General features: G+C 62.7%; 18 protein-coding genes and 1 riboswitch. Of the genes, 6 read left to right on the forward strand and 12 right to left on the reverse strand.

From position 1 onward, the window contains the following. Positions 1–20: 20 nt before the first annotated feature. From J3P81_RS22405 to J3P81_RS22430, 6 genes are all read right to left on the reverse strand, one after another. Positions 21–1007: an esterase-like activity of phytase family protein gene (locus J3P81_RS22405; protein ID WP_434560982.1), complete on the reverse strand. Its 987-nt coding sequence runs from the start codon at positions 1005–1007 to the stop codon at positions 21–23. After that, positions 1007–2911, reverse strand: a complete 1905-nt coding sequence (gene parE / locus J3P81_RS22410; RefSeq protein WP_420766171.1) for a DNA topoisomerase IV subunit B — start codon at positions 2909–2911, stop codon at positions 1007–1009. The genes J3P81_RS22405 and parE overlap by 1 nt, the downstream gene beginning before the upstream one ends. Before the next feature lie 42 nt (positions 2912–2953). Next, complete coding sequence (locus J3P81_RS22415) at positions 2954–3562, reverse strand: YqiA/YcfP family alpha/beta fold hydrolase (protein ID WP_420766170.1); 609 nt, start codon at positions 3560–3562, stop codon at positions 2954–2956. Positions 3563–4791: 1229 nt separating this feature from the next. Next, a complete protein-coding gene (gene cpdA, locus J3P81_RS22420) occupies positions 4792–5607 on the reverse strand; it encodes a 3',5'-cyclic-AMP phosphodiesterase (protein WP_434560984.1) in 816 nt (271 codons plus the stop codon). Positions 5608–5706: 99 nt separating this feature from the next. Next, positions 5707–6159: a DUF1249 domain-containing protein gene (locus J3P81_RS22425; RefSeq protein WP_003186471.1), complete on the reverse strand. Its 453-nt coding sequence runs from the start codon at positions 6157–6159 to the stop codon at positions 5707–5709. Beyond that, complete coding sequence (locus J3P81_RS22430; protein WP_420766168.1) at positions 6150–6767, reverse strand: NUDIX domain-containing protein; 618 nt, start codon at positions 6765–6767, stop codon at positions 6150–6152. Before J3P81_RS22430 ends, J3P81_RS22425 begins: the two co-directional genes overlap by 10 nt. Before the next feature lie 214 nt (positions 6768–6981). Between J3P81_RS22430 and J3P81_RS22435 the strand changes: the two genes are divergently transcribed. Continuing rightward, the gene (locus J3P81_RS22435; protein WP_420766167.1) at positions 6982–7728 is read left to right on the forward strand and encodes a DUF3298 domain-containing protein; all 747 of its coding nucleotides are present in this window, start codon (positions 6982–6984) and stop codon (positions 7726–7728) included. On the opposite strand, the gene cytX is transcribed toward J3P81_RS22435, so the two are convergent. Then, positions 7697–8989 (reverse strand): putative hydroxymethylpyrimidine transporter CytX, encoded by a 1293-nt coding sequence (cytX, locus tag J3P81_RS22440; RefSeq protein ID WP_434560986.1) that lies wholly within the window; start codon positions 8987–8989, stop codon positions 7697–7699. The two genes, J3P81_RS22435 and cytX, sit on opposite strands and share 32 nt — an antisense overlap. A 172-nt stretch (positions 8990–9161) precedes the next feature. Then, a complete protein-coding gene (gene thiC / locus J3P81_RS22445) occupies positions 9162–11051 on the reverse strand; it encodes a phosphomethylpyrimidine synthase ThiC (protein WP_420766165.1) in 1890 nt (629 codons plus the stop codon). 175 nt (positions 11052–11226) lie between these two features. After that, a riboswitch (TPP riboswitch) is annotated at positions 11227–11332 on the reverse strand. 157 nt (positions 11333–11489) lie between these two features. On the opposite strand from thiC, the gene J3P81_RS22450 reads away from it, so the two are divergent. Then, positions 11490–12929, forward strand: coding sequence for a TolC family outer membrane protein (locus tag J3P81_RS22450; protein WP_434564157.1), 1440 nt, complete (start codon positions 11490–11492; stop codon positions 12927–12929). 157 nt (positions 12930–13086) lie between these two features. Here J3P81_RS22450 and waaA read toward each other — a convergent pair whose 3' ends face one another. Together waaA and J3P81_RS22460 are read right to left on the reverse strand one after the other, a co-directional pair. Next, on the reverse strand, positions 13087–14361 hold the full coding sequence (gene waaA / locus J3P81_RS22455) for a lipid IV(A) 3-deoxy-D-manno-octulosonic acid transferase (RefSeq protein ID WP_434560988.1): 1275 nt from the start codon (positions 14359–14361) through the stop codon (positions 13087–13089). A gap of 22 nt (positions 14362–14383) precedes the next feature. Continuing rightward, positions 14384–15274 (reverse strand): LysR family transcriptional regulator, encoded by an 891-nt coding sequence (locus J3P81_RS22460; RefSeq protein ID WP_434560990.1) that lies wholly within the window; start codon positions 15272–15274, stop codon positions 14384–14386. 103 nt (positions 15275–15377) lie between these two features. Here J3P81_RS22460 and J3P81_RS22465 point away from each other — a divergent pair, with 103 nt between their 5' ends. The 4 genes from J3P81_RS22465 to J3P81_RS22480 all read left to right on the forward strand — a co-directional run bounded on the left by J3P81_RS22465 (position 15378) and on the right by J3P81_RS22480 (position 18804). Beyond that, a complete protein-coding gene (locus J3P81_RS22465) occupies positions 15378–15710 on the forward strand; it encodes a DMT family transporter (RefSeq protein WP_109752132.1) in 333 nt (110 codons plus the stop codon). A 109-nt stretch (positions 15711–15819) separates the two neighbouring features. Next, positions 15820–16995, forward strand: coding sequence for an NAD(P)/FAD-dependent oxidoreductase (locus J3P81_RS22470; protein ID WP_434560992.1), 1176 nt, complete (start codon positions 15820–15822; stop codon positions 16993–16995). Next, positions 16992–17804: an aldo/keto reductase gene (locus J3P81_RS22475; protein ID WP_420766161.1), complete on the forward strand. Its 813-nt coding sequence runs from the start codon at positions 16992–16994 to the stop codon at positions 17802–17804. Before J3P81_RS22470 ends, J3P81_RS22475 begins: the two co-directional genes overlap by 4 nt. 34 nt (positions 17805–17838) lie before the next feature. Further along, positions 17839–18804, forward strand: coding sequence for a metal ABC transporter ATPase (locus J3P81_RS22480; RefSeq protein WP_434560994.1), 966 nt, complete (start codon positions 17839–17841; stop codon positions 18802–18804). 88 nt (positions 18805–18892) lie between these two features. Here the strand turns inward: J3P81_RS22480 and hldE are convergent, their stop codons facing one another. Together hldE and cysC are read right to left on the reverse strand one after the other, a co-directional pair. Continuing rightward, on the reverse strand, positions 18893–20314 hold the full coding sequence (hldE, locus tag J3P81_RS22485) for a bifunctional D-glycero-beta-D-manno-heptose-7-phosphate kinase/D-glycero-beta-D-manno-heptose 1-phosphate adenylyltransferase HldE (RefSeq protein WP_420766159.1): 1422 nt from the start codon (positions 20312–20314) through the stop codon (positions 18893–18895). An 84-nt stretch (positions 20315–20398) separates the two neighbouring features. Continuing rightward, positions 20399–21025, reverse strand: coding sequence for an adenylyl-sulfate kinase (gene cysC / locus J3P81_RS22490; protein WP_434560996.1), 627 nt, complete (start codon positions 21023–21025; stop codon positions 20399–20401). Positions 21026–21047: the final 22 nt, after the last annotated feature.

Here is a 21047-nt window from a genome sequence, read left to right on the forward strand (position 1 = left end):
GGTGCCCGGCGATTGCCGGGTCATGGCGAGGCGCCCCAGCCGCTGTCCGGCGCGGCGAAGCGCCAGATCACCGGCCGCCGCTCGCCATCGGCACGGGCTCCATCGTTGTTGTCCAGGCCAATCCACGCGCCGGTGGCGTCCACCACCAGCGCTTCGGCCAGTCCGTAGGGCTGGGAAAAACGACGAGCGTCCTGCAAGGCCTCGGCTGCGAACGACCAGCAGCGCTCGACCTCGGCCGTCCGCGCATCCCGCCGGCATATCTGGAAGGCGTTGCGCTCCAGGGTAAACAGCTTGCCGTTGAACAATGACAGATCGGCAAAATCCCGTGAAACCGCCTTGGCCTTGGGGAATTGAGGCGGCTGCATCTGCTGCCCCGCTTCGCTAAGCAACACACAATTGCCGTCGCAGTCCCAGACAGTTTGCTGGCGCTTGATCAACAGCAGGCCGCGCCGTTCACGCTCGGCCGCCAGCCAGATGTGATCCCCGGCCGGGTTGACCGCAAGGCCTTCGAACAGCGAATTGAAATGCAACAACATGCCACTGCCCCGGGCTTGACGAATCATCGTCGGGGCGATTTTCAACCACGATGCAGCGCCTGTCGGCGGGATTTGCAGGACGGCGGCATGGGACTCGCTGACCACATAGCGATTGCCTGCGCTGTCGCAACTGATGCCTTCGAAATCCAATTCGCCACCGCGCAGGAACGACGCCGCCCATGTGCGGGACCTCAAGCCCCACGGCAAACCGCTGTCCGGCACCATCGGCACCTTGATCTCGACCACTTCGGCCGCCCAGACTGGCGCATCGACCGGCTGGAGGCGATAGATCCGGTCATCGTCGCGATCGGACACAGTCCACATTTCGTTGCCACACAGGGCCAGCCCAGACAAATTGCCGCCGCGCATGCCTTCGACGACATGCTCGGACAACAACGTGAGCTCCGGCGCCGGCTCGGCCACTACCCCCCCCGCCCACAGCAACAGCGCCAGGGCGAAACCCTTGCGCATCAGGCCAGAACCTCAGCCAGGTCACCCTTGGATTCGAGCCAGGTCTTGCGGTCGCCTGCACGTTTTTTCGCCAGCAGCATGTCCATGATTTCCGACGTTGCCGCGAAGTCGTCCAGGGTCAACTGCACCAGGCGACGGGTGTTCGGGTCCATGGTGGTTTCACGCAGCTGCGGCGGGTTCATCTCGCCCAGGCCTTTGAATCGGGTGACCTGCGGCTTGCCGCGTTTCTTCTCGGCGACCAGGCGGTCGAGAATGCCGTCGCGCTCCGCTTCGTCCAGGGCGTAGTAGATTTCCTTGCCCAAGTCGATGCGGTACAGCGGCGGCATCGCCACATAGACGTGGCCAGCATCCACCAGCGGGCGGAAATGCTGGACGAACAAGGCGCAGAGCAACGTGGCGATGTGGAGGCCGTCAGAGTCGGCGTCGGCAAGGATGCAGATCTTGCCGTAGCGCAGCTGGCTCATGTCCTCGGCGCCGGGGTCGACGCCAATGGCCACCGCGATGTTATGCACTTCCTGGCTGGCCAGCACTTCGCTGCCGTCCACTTCCCAGGTGTTGAGGATCTTGCCCCGCAGCGGCAGGATCGCCTGGAACTCCTTGTCCCGTGCCTGCTTGGCCGAACCACCGGCGGAGTCACCTTCCACCAGGAACAACTCGGAGCGCATCGGATCCTGCCCGGCGCAATCGGCGAGCTTGCCCGGCAACGCCGGTCCTTGGGTGATGCGCTTGCGCTCGACTTTCTTGCTGGCCTTGAGACGACGGCCGGCGTTGTTGATCGCCAGCTCCGCCAGGGCCAGGCCGGTTTCCGGGTTGGCGTTGAGCCAGAGGCTGAACGCGTCCTTGACCACGCCGGAAACAAAGGCCGCCGCCTCACGGGACGACAGGCGTTCCTTGGTCTGGCCGGAGAATTGCGGCTCCTGCATCTTCATCGACAGGACGAAGGCGATGCGCTCCCAGACGTCTTCCGGCGCCAGCTTCACGCCACGGGGCAGCAAGTTGCGGAACTCGCAGAACTCGCGCATCGCGTCGAGCAAGCCTTGGCGCAAGCCGTTGACGTGCGTGCCGCCCTGGGCCGTCGGAATCAGGTTGACGTAACTTTCCTGAACGCTTTCGCCACCTTCGGGCAGCCACAACAACGCCCAATCCACGGCTTCCTTGTTACCGGCCAAGCTGCCGCAGAACGGCTCGGTGGGCAGGCATTCGAAACCGTTGACCGCGTCCACCAGGTAGGAACGCAGGCCGTCCTCGTAATGCCATTCGACCTTCTCGCCGGTGGCCTTGTCTTCGAAACTGACCAACAGCCCCGGGCACAAGACAGCCTTGGCCTTGAGCACGTGCTTGAGGCGGGTGACGGAGAACTTCGGCGAATCGAAATACTTCGGGTCCGGGGCGAAATACACGCTGGTCCCGGTGTTGCGCTTACCGACAGTGCCGACCACTTCCAGCTCGGTGGCCTTATAGCCATCGGCGAAGGTCATCTGGTATTCGTTGCCATCACGCTTGACCCGCACCCGCACCTGGGTCGACAAGGCGTTGACCACGGAAATACCCACCCCGTGCAGACCGCCGGAGAACTGGTAGTTCTTGTTGGAAAACTTGCCGCCGGCGTGGAGCTTGGTGAGGATCAGCTCGACGCCCGACACGCCCTCTTCAGGGTGAATGTCCACAGGCATGCCGCGACCGTCATCGCTGACTTCCAGCGAGTGATCGGCGTGCAGGATGACCTGCACCGACTTCGCATGCCCAGCCAAGGCTTCGTCGACGCTGTTGTCGATGACTTCCTGGGCGAGGTGGTTCGGCCGACTGGTGTCGGTGTACATGCCGGGGCGCTTGCGCACCGGGTCGAGGCCCGAGAGGACTTCGATGGCGTCTGCGTTATAAGAGCTAGCGCTGGGAGTGGCCATGGGGTCTCGTCGTCAGTGTTCAATGAAAAAGGGGGCGATGGCTCACAGCGACGTGAAGTCGATCGCCTGATACAAATCGGCGCCAATGCCGGCAAAACTCAACAACGCCGGCAACTGTCGGGCAAACCCCTGAAAACTGTGGTCACCGCCGGCCTGGATGCGCAAGGCACAGGCCCGGTAATATTGCTGGGCGTGGCGATAATCCAGCGTTTCGTCACCGGTTTGCAACCATACCTGAAAGCGCTGCGGATCCCGGGGCGCCGGCACTTCCAGCTCGGCCAGGGCCGTGACGTGGTCGTGGGTCAACTCCCAGGTTTCGTCGGTGTACAAATTCTTCTGCGTTCCCAGGTACCCGTCGAACATCCGATGCGGGCTCACGGCAGGATTGACCAACAGGGCCTTGAGCCCGTGGCGCTCGGCCAAGTGAGTCGCATAGTAGCCGCCGAGCGAGCTGCCGACCAGCAGCGGCCGGCCCAGTTCTGCAATCGCCTGCTCCATCTGCTCCATCGCTTGGCGAGGGTGGTGATGCAAGGCAGGCACCCGCAATTGGTCGCTGAGGCCAAGGCGAGCCATCACGTCGACCAATTGACAGGCTTTGGTCGACGCCGGGGCGCTGTTGAAGCCATGGATATAAAGGATCGAACCCGACATTGCCGACTCCCTGGGTGCTGGGCAAAGGCCGGAGTTTACAGGGAGTTTGTGGGGGTTTGGGGTGATTTCGATAACACTTCGCCTTAGTGGCGAGGGCTTTGTCAGCCTTGAATCCTCATAGTCTCGGCTCGACGAAGGTTTTTGGTCGTTTATAAGATCAGTGTCCACCGCCGATTGCAGTGGGAGCCGAGCTTGCTCGCGATGGCGGTGGGTCAGCTTGCATCCATGTTGTATGTGCCGCCGTCTTCGCGAGCAGGCTCGCTCCCACAGGGGGAACGCGGTCCCACCGAGAGCCAGGTCGGCCCTAAGGCCGCCTCGGCTTGGCTTTTGATCTAGGGGCCCCGTTAACCACGATGGCCGAACGCAGGCATTGTGGAGTGGGCATCCCGGCATGGATGCCGGGATAGCCGCGCTGGACCATGGATGGTCCTTCGCGGCGGGCCCACGGAGCAATGCCGGAGTGAGGGCATGCCGAGCCTTGGCGAGGCACCGAGTGGTGGGGCCAAGCCTTTTTTGCTTACTTTTTTGGCGTTTGAAAAAAAGTGAGCCGCCGTAAGGGCGGAACCATAAGCCGCTATTACCGCAGAAATGGATATGTACCCGGTCAACAAGGCCGACTGTCAGGCCGCCATCGCGAGCAAGCTCGCTCCCACACAGGTTTCGGGTCGTTTATAAGATCAGTGTCCACCGCCGATCCCTGTGGGAGCCGAGCTTGCTCGCGATGGAGGTGGGTCAGCTTGCATCCATGTTGTATGTGCCGCCGTCTTCGCGAGCAGGCTCGCTCCCACAGGGGAAACGCGGTCCCACCGAGAGCCAGGTCGGCCCTAAGGCCGCCTCGGCTTGGCTTTTGATCTAGGGGCCCCGTTAACCACGATGGCCGAACGCAGGCATTGTGGAGTGGGCATCCCGGCATGGATGCCGGGATAGCCGCGCTGGACCATGGATGGTCCTTCGCGGCGGGCCCACGGAGCAATGCCGGAGTGAGGGCATGCCGAGCCTTGGCGAGGCACCGAGTGGTGGGGCCAAGCCTTTTTTGCTTACTTTTTTTGGCGTTTGAAAAAAAGTGAGCCGCCGTAAGGGCGGAACCATAAGCCGCTATTACCGCAGAAATGGATATGTACCCGGTCAACAAGGCCGACTGTCAAGCCGCCATCGCGAGCAGGCTCGCTCCCACAATTGGATCGGAGTACAGCAGTGAGAAATGGGCAGGCTGTCAGGCCGCCTCGTCCTCAATATCCGTTGGAGCCATAGTCCGGAGTGAAAGCAAACCCAACCACCCGCTCTACCCCCGTCTCCAACCGCCCGTCCGGCAATAGCCGCAACCACCGATACCCCGGCGCCTGCGAGCCCACCGCAAAATCCTCGCTGCCCGGTTCGAATTGAATACAGGTCGAAGGCGAAGCCAACAAACGAACCCCCTCGCGCACCTCGTCAATCTCCTGATGCACATGCCCCCACAACACCGCTCGCACCTGGGGAAAGCGATCCAGTACCGCAAACAAAGCCTCGGGATTACGCAACCCGATCGGTTCCATCCACGCGCACCCAATCGACACCGGATGGTGGTGCAGACACACCAGATGATGCCGCTCCGGCGCTTCGCTCAAGGCATTGGCCAACAGAATCAATTGCTCCTCGGCCAAGAAGCCCGGCACCGAACCTGGCACGGCGGAATCGAGCATCGTTACCCGCCAGTTTCCGATGTCCACCACCGGATCGAGCAACGTACTCCTGACCGCCGCCTCAAGCATCACCTGCGGCTCATCATGGTTGCCGGGAATCCACCGCGTCGGCGCATCGATACGCGCTGTCAGTTGTCGAAACGACTCGTAGGATTGCAACGTGCCGTCCTGGGACAGGTCGCCGGTGGCGAGCATCAGGTCGATGGCCGGCTGTTGCTTGAGCACCAAATCGATGACCGACCGCAAGCTGTCACGGGTGTTCATGCCCAGCAACGATGCATCGGCATCGGCGAACAAATGGCTGTCAGACAGTTGGACCAACAGCACCGCATCGGCCGTGGTCAAGCTGGATACGCTCGGCAAATCGCTCTCTCCCAGGCGCAATCACGCCGTTGCATGAAGCGGCAATTATGCTGGGGGATGATCGAAAGGGGAAACCCGCGAACCGGAACCGGTTCACAACTACCGTACGACTTCGAACTCGTGGCCCAGCGCCAGGCAATGACTCAGCCATTCCCCCAGGAACAGGTTCAACTGGGCTTTTTCATCTGGCTGGTGCATCGACGCATTGGGATAAGGATAGATGCCGCGAAAGCGTCGTGCATGTTCGGCGCTGACGACTTCGGCCATGCGCGCATCGTGATAGACCTGCACTTCCAACTGCGGCACCGGCAGCCAGGGCAAGCTGTGTTCCTGGCGCACCTGCAAAGTAGTGGTGTAAGGACAGGTTTGCAGCACTTCCAGGGCCAATACACCCAGCATCTGGTCGCCGTGGGTGACGGCGATGCGGCGCGGTGCCGGATCGTTGCGCATGTCCGGCAACAAGCGCATCAGGCGGGCGTAGTTGGCCTCGCAGGCGGCCTGCAACCCCACCAGATCGACGCGATAACGATCGCGCAACTTGTTCAGGACCATAGCCCCCTCACTTCATCACGGTTCAAGGCCAGCCATTGCAAGGCAATGATGCTGGCCGCGTTGCAAATTCGCCCGTCGCGCACCGCTTGAAGGGCATCTTCAAAAGCCCAGGCCTTCACGCGGATATCTTCAGCCTCTTCCAGCAGGCCATGCAGGCCGCCCGCCCCCGAGCTGTCGCAACGCCCCAAAAAAAGATGCACGTACTCGTCACTGCCGCCCGGCGATGGAAAATATTGAGTCATCGGCCAGAGCGCGGCGAAGACAAGCCCAGCTTCCTCCTGCGCCTCACGATGAGCAACTTCTTCCGGCTGCTCGTCCTTGTCGATCAGGCCGGCCACCAGTTCCACCAGCCAGGGATTGGCAGTCTTGCCCATGGCACCGACGCGGAACTGTTCGATAAGCACCACCTCATCGCGCTGTGGGTCGTAGGGCAGCACGCACACCGCGTCATGGCGAACGAACAGCTCGCGGCTGATTTCGCGACTCATGCCACCGGCGAACAATTCGTGGCGCAGGTGCACGCGATCAAGTTTGTAGAAACCCTTGAAGCAATTTTCGCGCTTGACGATCTCCACGGCGCTCGGTGTGGCGTTGGCGAAATCAGTCATGACAATCCTCGTGTGCGGTGATCCAGTACGAGGTTCCAACCTCGGCTTCGCGCCATCCTAACGCGCCCGTACCGTTTGATGCAGCCCCTTTCCGGTCATCGGGATAGACGGCTGCCTTTAAAATTACTCTAATGAGCTTAGTGGCGAACTGATTGCCCTGCCGACAGTCGAAGCGGGTAACTTTTTGCCTTTCCCTGTTCCACGAAGGACGCCCATGTCGCTTTTTAGAATCGCTTCCCTGGCCGCCATCGCCCTGACCCTGGGTGCTTGCCAAAGCCTCTTCCAACCCAATTACCGAGCGCCCCTGGAGACGACTCGCGATGCGTCGGAGCAATTGCAGCCCGGTTGCGCCAGTGCCGACTGCCCGCTGGTGAACATCGACACCCTGCGCTTTCCCGCCGAGCCGGCCCTGGACGGCATCATCGAAAAACGCCTGTTGCAAATGACCCGCACCAGCCCGGACGCCCCTGCGGCTCCGACGCTGGCCGCCTATCGCGAGCAGTTCCTGCGCAGCGCCGCACCGCGCAACAGCAGCTATTTGCAGGCCAAGGTACGCGAGCAGCATGACGGCTTGGTGATTATCGAATTGTCCAGCTATCTGGACACTGGCGGCGCCCATGGCACGCCGGGTCGCGGTTTCATCAACTATTCGCGCCAGCAGCACAAAGTGCTGACGCTGTCGGACATGCTGCTGCCGGGCCAGGAGGAAGCCTTTTGGAAAGCCGCGCAAGTGGCTCACAACAGCTGGCTGATCAGTACCAAGCTGGATCAGGAACCCGAGTTCCTGAAACAGTGGTCCTTTCAGAAAACCCCACACATCGCGCTGACCTACGGCGGGGTGATCCTCAAGTACGAAGTGAGCACCATCGCGCCGTACGCCCTGGGCCACATCGAATTGAAGATCGCCTACCCACGCCTCAACGGCATCCTCAAGCCCGAGCTGTTTCCCGGCCGTAGCTGAAGGCCCGGCCCAGCAACAGTTGCAGCAACCCTGCCAGGATCAACGATGGCAGGGTTGCACCGATGTCCGGGTAGAAGTTGGCCAGCAGGTGATAAGTGCTCACCCCACCCAACCAGGCCAACAGGGCCGGCCAGCGCAACGCGGCTGACACCACTTGGCTGCTGCGCTTGCGCAGGATGAAGTGGTCCACCAGCACCACGCCGAACAGCGGCGCGAACACCGAGCCGATCAGCAACAGGAAGTTCTGATACTGCGCCAACGGCGCGAAGCAGGCGATCAAGGTGCAGATGACGCCAATCGCCAAGGCCAGGTGCTCGACTTTCAACCCTGACAGCATGCCGCTGGACACCGCCGCCGAGTGGATGTCGGCGAAGGCGTTTTCCGACTCGTCCAACAGAATCAGCAGCAGTGGGATGCCCAGTCCGGCGCCGGCCAGGGCCAGCAGCAATGCGTTGACTTCGCCGCTCGGCGCGAACGCCAGGGTGTAGGCCACGCCCAGGCTCATCAGCCAGAAGTTACCGATGAAAAAGCCCACGGCCGTACCGCCGAAGACGTTTTTGGCGCGCTTGCCGAAACGCGAGTAATCGGCGATCAGCGGCAACCACGACAACGGCATCGCGATGGCGATATCGAACCCCACCGCCAGCGGCATCGAGCCGTCGCCCGCCTGGGCCCAGAGTGCCGCCAGGTCAGCCTTGGCGAACAGGTTCCAAGTCAGCCAGATGCACGCGGCCAACAGCAGCCAGATGCCCCATTTACGCAGGACCTTACGCACAAAGGTCAGCGGCCCGCTGACGGCAAGCAGGGTCGCCAGGGCGCCGAAGAACAGCGTCCACAGCAGTGGGTTGGAGCCCAGGCTGCCTTCGCTGAAGGCCCGGGCGCCGAGCAGGCTGGCGGCGTCGCGCATGACGATGATTTCGAACGACCCCCAACCGATCAGCTGCAGCAGGTTCAATACCGCCGGCACGCTCGCGCCCTTGCCGCCAAGGCTGAGCTTGAGCGCGGCCATGGCCGACAGGCCAGTGTCGCTGCCGATCACCCCGACCGCCGCCAGCAGCAGGACGCCCACCAGCGTGCCGAGGAAAATCGCCAGCAACGAACCGCTCAGGCCCAGGCCCGGCGCGAGCAGGGCGCCGACCTGCAAGACCATCAGGCCGATGCCGAGAGAGAACCACAAAGAAAACAGATCGCGAGCGCCGAAGACGCGTTTGTCCAAAGGTACGGCAGCGTCTGGGGAGTAGGTGCTGGGTTGGATATTCAAGGGTTGTTATCTCAGAGGGATATTTTGTTGTTCTGGTGATGGCTTTCGCGAGCAGGCTCGCTCCCACAATGGACCTGCGGTGAACACAAGTTTTGTGAACGACCGAGTTCCACTGTGGGAGCGAGCCTGCTCGCGAAGGCGGCAGTAAAGTCACCACCGCCCCCAGCTCAAATCACACTTTCTTGTAAAGCTGACTACCTTCCTGCTTGAACCGCTCCGCCTGCTCGGCCATCCCCTGGGCGACTTCGACGTCCACCGCTTCAATGCGCTGGTTCGCCGCGTACTCACGCACTTCCTGGGTGATTTTCATCGAGCAGAATTTCGGCCCGCACATCGAGCAGAAATGCGCCACCTTGGCCGAGTCCTTCGGCAGGGTTTCATCGTGGTACGAACGGGCGGTGTCCGGGTCCAGGCCGAGGTTGAACTGGTCTTCCCAGCGGAACTCGAAACGCGCCTTGCTCAAGGCGTTGTCGCGGATCTGCGCGCCCGGGTGGCCCTTGGCAAGGTCGGCGGCGTGGGCGGCGATCTTGTACGTGATGATCCCGGTCTTCACGTCATCCTTGTTCGGCAAGCCGAGGTGCTCCTTCGGCGTGACGTAGCAAAGCATGGCGCAACCGAACCAGCCGATCATCGCCGCACCGATACCGGAGGTGATGTGGTCGTAGCCCGGCGCGATGTCGGTGGTCAGCGGGCCGAGGGTGTAGAACGGCGCCTCGTCGCAGCACTCGAGCTGCTTGTCCATGTTCTCTTTGATCAACTGCATCGGCACATGGCCGGGGCCTTCGATCATGCACTGCACGTCGTGCTTCCAGGCGATCTTGGTCAGCTCGCCAAGGGTTTCCAGCTCGCCGAACTGCGCTTCATCGTTGGCGTCGGCAATCGAGCCCGGACGCAGGCCATCGCCCAGCGAGAAGCTGACGTCGTAGGCCTTCATGATTTCACAGATGTCTTCGAAATGGGTGTAGAGGAAGTTTTCCTTGTGGTGCGCCAGGCACCACTTGGCCATGATCGAACCGCCACGGCTGACGATACCGGTGACGCGCTTGGCGGTCATCGGCACATAGCGCAGCAACACGCCCGCGTGGATGGTGAAGTAGTCGACGCCCTGCTCGGCCTGCTCGATCAGCGTGTCGCGGAACAGTTCCCAGGTCAGGTCTTCGGCCACGCCGCCGACCTTTTCCAGGGCCTGGTAGATTGGCACGGTGCCGATGGGCACGGGCGAATTGCGGATGATCCATTCGCGGGTTTCATGGATGTGCTTGCCGGTGGACAGGTCCATGACCGTGTCCGAACCCCAGCGGATGCCCCAGGTCAGCTTCGCCACTTCTTCTTCGATGGACGAACCCAGGGCACTGTTGCCGATGTTGCCGTTGATCTTCACCAGGAAGTTACGGCCGATGATCATCGGTTCCAGTTCAGTGTGGTTGATGTTGGCTGGGATGATCGCGCGACCACGGGCGATTTCGTCCCGCACGAACTCCGGGGTAATGACCTTCGGCACGCTGGCGCCGAAGCTGTGGCCGGCGTGTTGCTGGTCAAGCAGGCCGGCGGCGCGGGCCACTTCCAGCTTCATGTTCTCGCGGATGGCGACGTATTCCATCTCGGCGGTGATGATGCCTTTGCGCGCATAGTGCATCTGGCTGACGTTGGCGCCCGGCTTGGCGCGACGCGGGTTGTTCACGTGGGCGAAGCGCAGTTGGGTCAGCTCGGGGTCGGCCAGGCGCTCCTGGCCGAAGTTGGAACTCAGGCCCGCCAGGCGCTCGGTGTCGCCACGGGCTTCGATCCAAGGCGAACGCACGTCGGCCAGGCCTTTGCGCACGTCGATAACCACATTCGGGTCGGTGTAGGGGCCCGAGGTGTCGTAGACCACTACCGGCGCGTTGATTTCGCCGCCGAAGTCGGTGGGGGTCACGTCGAGGCTGATTTCGCGCATGGGCACGCGGATATCCGGGCGGCTGCCCTGGACGTAGATTTTTTGCGAGCGGGTAAAGGGCTGAACCGATTGCTGATCGACCTGGGCCGATTCACTGAGGTTGGTCGCGTTTTTTGATTTTGTCGTCATCACGGGCTCTCCAGACACACATCCAGGCAGTGGATTTTTGTCGGAGCGAACCTGTAACGAATGGACGCGCCCCTGCACGACAGTGCGGACGCTGTGCTTGCTGCTCGAGCCTGTTCGAACATCGGAAATCGATTGTCGAACAACATCCCGGACGAAGCACAAGAGGACTCGCCGGGTGACGAGAAATCTTGTTCCCTACGCAGGCGCTAACCTGATCAGGTTCAACGGGATCCGAAATTATTCGATCTCAGCCTCATAGCAAGGCACCCCGACAAGAACCCGGCCAGTCTAGACACAACCGGCGCAGAACGCCATCGCCTGGGCAAAAGCCGTGATGAATGGCGCAAATACAGGATTGTTGCCGTGCGTACGCACAACTACACTCGCTACGCCGCGCGCCTGTTATGCGCATTCAATTTGAACGTAAGGGATCGCCTCATGCTGCGCAAACTCTCACTGGCCCTGGCCGTGTCTTGTGCGTCCAATGGAATGGCCTGGGCCGCCGAAGCGCCTTTATCCACCAAGACCGATCTGGTCAGCGTGTACCAGGAAGCGGTGGACAACAACGCCGACCTGGCCGCCGCTCGTGCCCAGTATGGTGCTCAGAAGGAAGTGGTGCCCCAGGCACGCGCCGGGCTGCTGCCCAACCTGTCGGCCGGCGCCGACCTGAACAACACCCGTACCGAGCTCGACCAACCGGCGATGACCGCCAACCGCAGCTCAACGGTTTACCAGGCCACCTTGTCGCAGCCGATCTTCCGCGCCGACCGCTGGTTCCAGCTGCAAGCGGCCAAATCGGTCAATGAACAAGCATCGCTGCAGCTGTCCGCTACCGAGCAGAACCTGATCCTGCAAAGCGCTGAAGCCTATTTCAACGTGCTGCGCAGCCAGGACAACCTGGCCTCGACCAAGGCCGAGGAAGCCGCGTTCAAGCGTCAGCTCGACCAGTCCAACGAACGTTTCGACGTCGGCCTGTCGGACAAGACCGACGTGCTGCAATCCCAGGCCAGCTACGACACCGCCCGGGCCAATCGGATCATCGCCCAGCGTCAAGTCGAAGATGCCTTCGAAGCGCTGATCACCCTGACCAACCGCCAGTACAATTCGATCCAGGGCGTCGTTCATACCCTGCCGATCCTGCCGCCGGCGCCCAACGACGCCAAGGCCTGGGTCGACACCGCCGCCAGGCAGAACCTCAACCTGCTGGCCAGCAACTATGCCGTCGATGCCGCCGAAGACACCGTTCGCCAGCGCAAGGCCGGCCACGCGCCGACCCTCGATGCAATCGCCCAGTACCGCAAAGGTGACAACGACGGCCTCGGCTTCACCAACCCAAGCCCCACCGGCCAGCGCTACGGTGGCGACGCCGAGCAACGCACCATTGGCCTGCAATTGAGCATTCCGATCTACAGCGGCGGGCTGACCAGCTCCCAGGTTCGCGAGTCCTACTCGCAACTCACCCAGACCGAGCAGCAGCGCGAAGGCCTGCGCCGGCAGGTGGTGGAAAACACCCGCAACCTGCATCGCGCGGTGAACACCGATGTGGAGCAGGTCCAGGCCCGGCGCCAGTCGATCATCTCGAACCAGAGCGCGGTGGACGCCACGGAGATCGGCTACCAGGTGGGCACTCGCAACATCGTCGATGTACTCGACGCCCAGCGCCAGCTGTACACCTCGGTGCGCGACTACAATAACGCCCGCTATGACTACATCCTGGACAACCTGCGCCTCAAGCAAGCCGCCGGGACCTTGAGCCCGGAAGACCTGCAAGCCCTGTCCCGCTACCTCAAGCCCGACTACAACCCGGACAAGGACTTCCTGCCGCCAGACCTGGCACAAGCGGCGGCACAACAGTTGCGCTCGCGGCCGGCGCAGTAGTACAGCTGCGACAAATCCCCTGTGGCGAGGGAGCTTGCTCCCGCTGGCCTGCGAAGCAGGCCCAAAACCAGTCGCCGCGCTCTGCCGGCCAGAACCGCAGCGCTGATCCTACGACTGCTTCGCAGCCGAGCGGGAGCAAGCTCCCTCGCCACAGAGCTCAGTCGAGCAAGCGCCCCAACCCATCCAACAACCGCTGCAACGCGCCCTGGTTGCGACGCATCACCGCCAACCCCGACTCGGCCATGCGCTGGGCATCCCGGGGCAGTTCGAACAGACGCTGCACGGCCAGGGCCAGGCCGTGGGCATCTTCCACTTCCGCCAAGGCTCCGGCCGCGCGCAGTTGGGCGGCAATTTCAAGGAAGTTGAACAGGTGCGGCCCGCTGAGCACCGGTTTTGCCAGCGCCGCCGGCTCCAGCAGGTTGTGCCCGCCGTTGGGTACCAGACTGCCGCCGACAAACGCACTGTCAGCCAAGGCATAGAGAAACAACAGTTCACCCATGGTGTCGCCCAGCAGCACCGAAGTTTGTGCGTCGACCGGTCGGGCACTGGAGCGCCGGACCGTGGCGAAGCCTTCACGCTCGCACAGTTGCGCCACCGCATCGAACCGTTCCGGATGACGCGGCACCAAAATCAGCAACGCATCCGGGTAGCTGTCGAGCAACCGACGATGGGCGGCCAGCACCACTTCGTCCTCACCCTCATGGGTACTGGCGGCGATCCACACCGGTCGCTCCACCGCTTGCCATTGACGGCGCAAGGCACTGGCGCTTTCCAGCAGTTGCGGGTCGATGGTCAGGTCGAACTTGATGGAGCCGGTCACTTCAACGGTTTCCGCCCTGGCACCGAGTTGACGAAAGCGCTCTGCCTCGGCTTCGGTCTGCACGGCAAACAGGCCCATCTCAGCAAGCATCGGCCGGGTCAGCTTGGGAAAACGGGCATAACCGCGCGCCGAGCGCTCCGACAGCCGCGCGTTGGCCAACGCCACGGGGATACCGCGCAGGGCGCATTGATGGATGTGGTTGGGCCACAGTTCGGTTTCCATGATCACCGCCAGTTTCGGCCGGACCTCGTCGAGAAAACGCTTGGCCGCGCACGGCAGGTCATAAGGCAGGTAGCAATGCTGGATGCGCGGCTCATCGGCGAACAACGCCTTGATCCGCTCCGAACCGGTGGGCGTCATGCACGTCACCGTGATCGGCAGTTGTGGGTAGCGTTGCAACAACGCGCGAATCATCGGCGCAGCGGCAATGCTCTCGCCCACTGACACCGCGTGGACCCAGATGCCGCCCGGCGCCATCGTCGGCAAGCCCCACGAGAAACGCTCGCCGATACGCCGCGCATACGCCGGTGCCTTGCGAGCCCGCAGCCACAGCCGAATCGCCACCAGTGGCAGCCCCAGATAAAACAATGCGCTATAGAGAGTTCTGTTCATGGCGGCGGAGTTTATCGGTTTTTCAGCCGAGCGCCTGCAACTGCACGGCAAAACGTTCCGCCAGCCAACGGGCCGCCGGGCCCAGGGGTTCGTCGCGGCGCCAGACCAACTCCACCACCAGGGCTGGCGGGGTCCATTCACTGTTGAGCTCGACCATGTCCCCCAGGTACGCCGGGTACTGCACGACGTGCCGCGGCAGCCAGGCCCAGCCCAGCCCACTTCTCAACCACTCGGCCAGCACGTAGAAGCTGTCGGCCCGCCAGACTTGCGGGCTGGCCTGCTCGCTGCCGGGATAGACGCTGGATTGGGTCGCCATCAGCAATTGCCGGTGCCGGGCCATCTCCAGGCAGGTCACGTAATCATGGCTCGCCAAGGGATGCCCCCGGCCGCACACCGTGACCATCTCGACGCTACCCAATACCCGGCGCTCCAGCGCCTCGGGAATCTGATCGTGATAAAACAACAACCCGAGATCGGCGCGACGCTCCACCAGCTTGCGCGCCACATCGCCCTGGGCGGCGCTGGCCAGTTGCACTTCTAGGGTGGGAAACCGTTCGGCCAGCGCCGCCAGGCTGTCGATAACGGGCTGATAGGGCATGGCCTCGTCCTGGGCCAGGCGTAGCGATGCCTCCTGCCCGCGCATCAGGGCCAAGGCCCGGCCGTTGAGGCGTTCGCATTGGCGTAACACTTCCCGGGCCTCCTCAAGCAGCGCCACGCCCGCATCGGTGAGTCTGGGCTGGCGACCACTGCTGCGCTCGAACAGGCTCACACCCAGGTCCTCTTCCAGCAGTGCAATCGCACTGCTGACAGCCGACTGAGCCTTGCGCTGATCCCGGGCCACCGCGGAAAACGACCGCTTCTCGGCGACACCGACGAACAGTCGCAATTGCTCCAGATTCCATTGAACATTCATCGCTCAACCTATCTCTATCGCAGATAGGTAATGACTTTACCCCATTTGGCCATTCCCTAGAATGGGCCCATCGAACGACGCAACGACCCGAGAGGAATCGCTCATGAACGCCTATTACTACCTCGCCATCGCCATCTGCGCCGAAGTGATCGCCACCGTATCGATGAAAGCGATCAAGGGCTTGAGCACGCCCCTGCCCTTGTTGTTGGTCATCGCCGGCTATGGCACTGCGTTCTGGATGCTGACGCTGGTGGTGCGCACCGTTCCAGTGGGGGTGGCCTACGCGGTCTGGGCCGGCTTGGGGATCGTGATGGTCAGCGTCGCGGCGCTGTTTATCTATGGGCAGAAACTGGACGTGCCGGCGATGCTGGGGATGGCGTTGATTGTGTTGGGGGTGGTGGTGATCCAGTTGTTTTCCAAGACTGCAGGACATTGAAGCAGCGCAGCTCCAAGCCTCAAGCTGCAAGCACAAGCGATACCCTCTCGCTTGTAACTTGCAGCTCGAAGCTTGAAACTTGCCGCTTAATTTCCTCCGAGGTCGCTGCATGCCATCCGTTATTTCCACCGACATCCTCATTGTCGGCGCCGGAGTCGCCGGCCTCTGGCTGAATGCGCGCTTGCGCCGCCAGGGGTTTTCAACCGTGCTGGTGGAAAGCGCCAGCCTTGGCGGCGGGCAGAGCGTCAAATCCCAGGGCATCATCCATGGCGGCGCCAAGTATGCGTTGCACGGAGCCCTGACTGGCGCCTCGGAAGCCATTGCCGACATGCCGCGCCGTTGGCGCGAGGCCCTCAAGGGCGACGGTGAGCTGGACCTGTCGGGGGTACGCATGTTGTCCGACGCCCATTACCTCTGGTCCCCAGGCACCCTGGCCGGCAACCTCACGAGCTTTTTCGCCAGCAAGGCCGTGCGCGGGCGCGTCGACCAGGTCAAGGGCGAGCAACTGCCGCCAGCCCTGCAAGACAAGCGTTTCAAAGGCAAGGTCTACCGCCTGGCCGAGTTGGTGGTGGATGTTCCCAGCCTGATCGCGCGCCTGGCAGACCTGGCCGGCGACAGCCTGCTGGCCGGGCAGCAGGTCGAACCGCTGCACGAGGAAGGCCAACTTGTCGGGCTGAAGGTCGACGGTCGCGAAATCCGCGCCCAGCGCATCGTCCTCAGTGCCGGCGGCGGCACCGCCGACCTGCTCCGCGCCCTGGGCCTCGACCAGCCGGCCATGCAGACCCGGCCGTTGCACATGGTCCTGGCGAAGGGCCCCAGCCTCAAGCCGCTTTACGCCCATTGCCTGGGTGGCGGGCCGAAGCCCCGGGTGACTGTGACCACCCATCCGGCCGCCGATGGCCAATGGGTCTGGTACCTGGGAGGCGATCTTGCCGAGGGGGATGCCGTCGCCCGCGAGCCCGCTGCGCAGATCGCCGTCGCCCAGAAAGAGCTCGGCCAGTTGCTGCCGTGGATCGACCTGAGCACCGCACAATGGGCCACGTTGCGGGTCGCCCGCGCCGAGCCGCTGCAATCGGGCCTGACCCGCCCGGATAACGCCTTTGTCGCCGAACAGGGTCGCCTGCTGGTGGGCTGGCCGACCAAGCTCGCCTTGGCCCCGGACTTCTCCGACCGGGTGATCGCCGCGCTGCAACGCGATGGTATCCAGCCCAGCCATACCGCCCCGCTGCCGGACCTGCCCAAGCCGCCCATGGGCGTTCCCGCCTGGGAGCAACTGCTGCCATGAGCCAGCCGACACTCCACGATCTGCGTCGCCCGCTGGGCAAAAACGGCCCGTTGGTTTCGCCCCTGGGCCTGGGCACGGTCAAGCTGGGCCGCGACCAGGGCGTCAAGTACCCCAGCGGTTTCCAGATTCCGGATGACACCGAAGCGCGCATGCTGCTCAAGCTGGCGCGCGACCTGGGCATCAACCTGATCGACACCGCGCCTGCCTATGGCCGCAGCGAGGAACGCCTCGGGCCGCTGTTGCGCGGCCAGCGTCACGACTGGGTGATCGTCAGCAAAGTCGGCGAGGAATTCAGCGATGGCCAGTCCCGTCATGACTTCAGCGCTGCTCATACGCGGCTCTCGGTTGAGCGCAGCCTCCAGCGCCTGGAAACGGACTACATCGACCTGGTACTGGTGCATTCGGACGGCAATGACCTGGCGATCCTCGACGACAGCGAGGTCTACCCGACCCTGGCGGCGCTCAAGCGCGAGGGCAAGATCGGCGGCTTCGGATTCTCTGGCAAGACCGTCGACGGTGGCTTGAAAGCCCTGGAGCAAGGTGATTGCGCGATGGTCACCTACAATCTGAACGAACGAAGCGAAAAGGCGGTCATTGAGTACGCGGCCGAGCACGGCAAGGCGATCCTGGTGAAAAAAGCCCTGGCCAGCGGTCATGCCTGCCTGAGCCCCGGTGAGGACCCGGTTCGCGCCAGCTTTGAACTGTTGTTTGAGCATCCCGGGGTTGCCAGTGCTATTGTCGGCACCATCAATCCGCTGCACCTCGCCCACAACGTTGCGACCGTAGCCAAGGTCCTACGCAGAAACTGACGCCGCCCTACGCGGCCTTAAGGAAGGAGCCGACATGCCGCGTACGCTCATCAGAAAAAATCCAAGTAACTTCAAGACTCTGCCCCTTTCCGTCGAAGCGACTCCCGAAGGCCTGACTTACCAGAGCGTGGGAATGCCGCTCAATTTTGCCCAGACCTTGCAGCGGCGGCGTCCCGTGGCTGTGGACGATGCCGAGCGTTTCTCCCTGGAGCTTGCGAACCTGGGCGTCTCGGTGCGCCTGACCCTGCACTGGCAGAACCGCGAGTATTGGGTATTGGTGCGTCAGCGTCGGCAGGATCGCGGCGACGTGGTGCTCAAGCTGATCTCCGGCTATGTCCCGGCCCATGAGCTGAACCTGCCGCTGCTTACCGCCATCAACGAAATAGCCGAAGAATGCCTTTTGGAAACACCTGAAGGTTGGCTCGGCGGGCGCTTCAACGACACCTGGCTCCCGGCGCCTTATTCGAGCGCACTGCATTATCGCGAAGCCTTGCCGTTTCGCCTGGCTCCGCTGTCCGGCTCGGCCCGGCCGGTGCGCTGCGCCAATCTGCAACTGATCGAACGACCACGGGCCTACGTGCATCTGCCGACGGCCTCCCTGCAATTGATTTATGACTTGCGCCTGGACGTGCCCAAGGAAGCCAAGTCACTGAGCCTGTTTCATGTCGATGAGCGTCTGGAGGGCGATCAATTGGTGGCGCGCCTGGACCGCAAGCGACCCGATCTTTACCTGATGCCGCTGCAGGACGGACAACCGCTGCCCGAACTGTATACGTTGAAGAAAGATCAGCTGCTTGCGGCCAGCACCCGTGGCTTATACCTGGCGGAGAGCTTCGCCCGGCAGGACGGTTGGCTGGTGCGTGACGAGCGGATTCGCTGGAAGGACTGGCTACGCCAGCAAGGGCTGACGCCACCGGGCAAGGAGTCCGGGCTGACCCGGCTCAAGGGCAAGGCGCGGCAGCTGCTCAAGAAAATCGTCCCGAGCAAGGTGGCTCGTTAGGCCTGACGCCGATTTTTCTGACCGGACAACGAACCCTTGTGGGAGCGAGCGTGCTCGCACCCACAAGTGCTGCGCTTTGTCAGATAAATCAGTTATTGCGGATCTTTTCCACAATCGCCGTCGTCGAGCTGTTTTCCACCAGCCCCAGCACCTTCACCGTGCCCCCATAGGCGGAAACGATGTCGGCACCCACGACCTGGTCGATACCGTAGTCGCCGCCCTTGACCAGCACATCCGGCTTGACCTGGCGCAACAGGTTTTCCGGCGTGCCTTCGCTGAAGCTGATAACCCAATCCACCGCGCCAAGGCCGGCCAGGACCGCCATGCGGCGGTCGACGCTGTTGATCGGCCGGCCCGGCCCTTTCAAGCGGCTCACGGAAGCATCGTCATTGACCGCGACGATCAAGCGATCACCCTGGGCCCGGGCCTGCTCGAGGTAGGTCACATGGCCAGCATGGAGAATGTCGAAACAACCGTTGGTGAAAACGATTTTCTCTTTATGGGCGCGCGCGTCATCGACAGCCAGCAATAGTTGCTCCAGCCCCAGCACACCGCGCTCCGATCCCTCTTCGCGCTGGATCGCGCGCCGCAGTTCCGGGGCGCTGATCGCCGCCGTACCCAGCTTGCCGACGACAATGCCCGCCGCCAGGTTCGCCAGGGCAACCGCGTGGGGCAGTTCCTCGCCGGCGGCAATCGCCGCGGCCAGGGTGGAGATCACCGTGTCACCGGCGCCCGTCACGTCAAATACTTCGCGGGCACGGGCCGGAAGATGCAGGGCCGGATGATCGGGACGCAGCAGGGTCATGCCGTGCTCGCCGCGGGTAACCAGCAACGCCCCAAGATCCAGGTCGTGCATCAGCTGTGCGCCCTTGCTCACCAGTTCGTGCTCATCGGCGCAACCACCGACGATGGCTTCGAACTCGCTGAGGTTAGGGGTAATCAGGCTCGCGCCACGGTAGATGGAAAAATCCTTGCCCTTGGGGTCGGCCAGCACGGGAATACCGCGGGCACGGGCAGCCTGGATCAGCACTTGATGGTTCTTCAACGCGCCCTTGCCGTAGTCCGACAACACCAAGACCTTGATACCGTCGAGCAGGTTGTCGACCTCGGCGCCCAGGGACAGCGGGTCGGTGGCGAACGGTTCTTCGAAGTCGATGCGCAGCAGTTGCTGGTGACGACTGATGACCCGCAGCTTGACGATGGTCGGCTGGTGCGCGATGCGCTGGAAGATCGCCCGCACGCCAGCGCCTTCCAGGCTGTTGGCCAGGCTCTCTGCCGCTTCATCGTCGCCGGTCACGCCGACCAGGGAAGCCGGGGCGCCGAGGGCGGCGATGTTCAGGGCAACGTTGGCGGCACCGCCGGGACGGTCCTCGATGTGCTCGACCCTGACCACCGGTACCGGCGCCTCGGGGGAAATCCGTGATGTACCGCCATGCCAATAGCGGTCGAGCATGACATCGCCGACCACCAATACAGGGGCTTGATCGAATCGCGGCATGGACAACTTCATGGAACATCCCACATACAAAATGAACAGGGGCGCGATATTAGCACAGGGTTGGGGGAGGCTCGTCCATGGCGGTGACCGGAAGTATCAAGCCGCGCTTTCATTGTTTTCACACAGCAATGCCATCATCTGCGCGCAGGCCTGGGCCAGCTCCATCTCGCTGGTATCGATTTCGCATTCGGCCGCCAGCGGCGCCTCGTAAGGACTATCGAGACCGGTGAAATGCTTGATCCGCCCGGCTAGGGCTTCGCGGTACAGCCCCTTGGGGTCGCGCTCGGCACACACGTCGAACGGCGTACTGACGTAGACTTCGATGAAGTCATTTTGGGAAAAGAGCAGTCGTGCCGCGTCTCGATCGGCCCGAAACGGCGAAATCGCCGCGACGATGACAATCAGCCCTGCTTCGACCATCAAGCGCGCCACTTCGGCTATTCGCCGCACGTTTTCCTTTCGGGAGCCGGCATCCATCCCAAGGTCACTGCAAAGCCCCCTGCGCAGGTTGTCGCCGTCCAGCAAAGCGGTATGCAGGCCTTGCTGGTGAAGGCGAACTTCCAGGGCATTGGCCAAGGTCGACTTTCCAGCCCCCGACAGCCCGGTCAACCAGAAACAGCGAGGCCGCTGGATCTTGATGGCCGCCCGGTCCGAGGGCGAAAGTGTCAGCGCGCCCGGCTGAGCCTGCGATTGTTGCTTTGATGCCCTTGTTGTCTCATCCATGTCGAGCATTCCATCGTCGTCA

This window comes from Pseudomonas sp. R1-6 (assembly GCF_051132115.1).
Classification (GTDB): domain Bacteria; phylum Pseudomonadota; class Gammaproteobacteria; order Pseudomonadales; family Pseudomonadaceae; genus Aquipseudomonas.

What these genes read in the sequence shown, in the direction of transcription:
- parE (WP_420766171.1), bottom strand. Translation starts at nt 2,911, where the DNA reads ATGGCCACTCCCAGCGCTAGCTCTTATAACGCAGACGCCATCGAAGTC.
- J3P81_RS22425 (WP_003186471.1), bottom strand. Translation starts at nt 6,159, where the DNA reads ATGGTCCTGAACAAGTTGCGCGATCGTTATCGCGTCGATCTGGTGGGG.
- J3P81_RS22475 (WP_420766161.1), top strand. Translation starts at nt 16,992, where the DNA reads ATGAGCCAGCCGACACTCCACGATCTGCGTCGCCCGCTGGGCAAAAAC.
- J3P81_RS22415 (WP_420766170.1), bottom strand. Translation starts at nt 3,562, where the DNA reads ATGTCGGGTTCGATCCTTTATATCCATGGCTTCAACAGCGCCCCGGCG.
- waaA (WP_434560988.1), bottom strand. Translation starts at nt 14,361, where the DNA reads ATGAACAGAACTCTCTATAGCGCATTGTTTTATCTGGGGCTGCCACTG.
- J3P81_RS22430 (WP_420766168.1), bottom strand. Translation starts at nt 6,767, where the DNA reads ATGACTGATTTCGCCAACGCCACACCGAGCGCCGTGGAGATCGTCAAG.
- J3P81_RS22405 (WP_434560982.1), bottom strand. Translation starts at nt 1,007, where the DNA reads ATGCGCAAGGGTTTCGCCCTGGCGCTGTTGCTGTGGGCGGGGGGGGTA.
- J3P81_RS22450 (WP_434564157.1), top strand. Translation starts at nt 11,490, where the DNA reads ATGCTGCGCAAACTCTCACTGGCCCTGGCCGTGTCTTGTGCGTCCAAT.
- J3P81_RS22465 (WP_109752132.1), top strand. Translation starts at nt 15,378, where the DNA reads ATGAACGCCTATTACTACCTCGCCATCGCCATCTGCGCCGAAGTGATC.
- cysC (WP_434560996.1), bottom strand. Translation starts at nt 21,025, where the DNA reads ATGGATGAGACAACAAGGGCATCAAAGCAACAATCGCAGGCTCAGCCG.
- J3P81_RS22435 (WP_420766167.1), top strand. Translation starts at nt 6,982, where the DNA reads ATGTCGCTTTTTAGAATCGCTTCCCTGGCCGCCATCGCCCTGACCCTG.
- thiC (WP_420766165.1), bottom strand. Translation starts at nt 11,051, where the DNA reads ATGACGACAAAATCAAAAAACGCGACCAACCTCAGTGAATCGGCCCAG.
- J3P81_RS22460 (WP_434560990.1), bottom strand. Translation starts at nt 15,274, where the DNA reads ATGAATGTTCAATGGAATCTGGAGCAATTGCGACTGTTCGTCGGTGTC.
- hldE (WP_420766159.1), bottom strand. Translation starts at nt 20,314, where the DNA reads ATGAAGTTGTCCATGCCGCGATTCGATCAAGCCCCTGTATTGGTGGTC.
- J3P81_RS22480 (WP_434560994.1), top strand. Translation starts at nt 17,839, where the DNA reads ATGCCGCGTACGCTCATCAGAAAAAATCCAAGTAACTTCAAGACTCTG.
- J3P81_RS22470 (WP_434560992.1), top strand. Translation starts at nt 15,820, where the DNA reads ATGCCATCCGTTATTTCCACCGACATCCTCATTGTCGGCGCCGGAGTC.